This is a genomic window from Corallococcus sp. AB049A, assembly GCF_003668885.1.
Lineage (GTDB): Bacteria > Myxococcota > Myxococcia > Myxococcales > Myxococcaceae > Corallococcus > Corallococcus interemptor.
This window is the reverse complement of sequence record NZ_RAWL01000903.1, coordinates 1-596: the sequence shown is the minus strand read 5'-3', so window position 1 is coordinate 596 and position 596 is coordinate 1. Positions and strand designations below refer to the sequence as shown.

The following is a 596-nucleotide window of genomic DNA, read 5'->3' as shown; positions in this document are numbered from 1 at the left end:
CTACCGGACGTGTAGATGACGTAGGCCAAATCCTCTGGCCCCACGGACGCCACCGGGAGTGGCTGCATGTGGGCCGCGGACTCCACCTCCAGCGGGAGGACGCGCGCGGAGAGAGAAGGCAGCGAAGCACGAAGGTGCTGCTGGGTGAGGAGGACGGACGCGCCGGAGTCCTCCAGCATGAAGGCCAGACGCTCCGGCGGGACACCGGGCGCGATGGGGACGTAGGCCGCACCCACCTTGAGGACGGCCAGCAAGCCCGCCACCAACTCCGGGGAGCGCTCCGCAAGGACGGCGACGCGGTCGCCACGGGAGACGTGCAACTGGACGGCAAGCCCGTGCGCCCAGGCGTCGAGGCCCGCGTAGGTGACGCTTCGCTCACCCATGCGCACGGCGATGGCGTCGGGCGTGCGACGGGCATGCTCGGCGACGACGTGGTGGATGCAGGTGTCGCGCGGGAAGGCGGTATCCGTCTCGTTCCACTCGACGAGAAGCCTCTGCCGCTCCTCGGCCGTCATCACCTCCAGCATGGAGACACGCGCGTCGGGCTGGGCGGCAAGAGAGGAGAGAAGGACGCCGAAGTGGCCCATGAGGCGCTG

1 protein-coding gene is annotated in these 596 nt (G+C 69.8%); it reads right to left on the bottom strand.

Translation table 11 applies throughout. The features are described from left to right. Positions 1 to 596: AMP-binding protein (locus D7X55_RS40150; RefSeq protein ID WP_147470457.1), on the bottom strand; the 596-nt coding region annotated here is incomplete at both ends.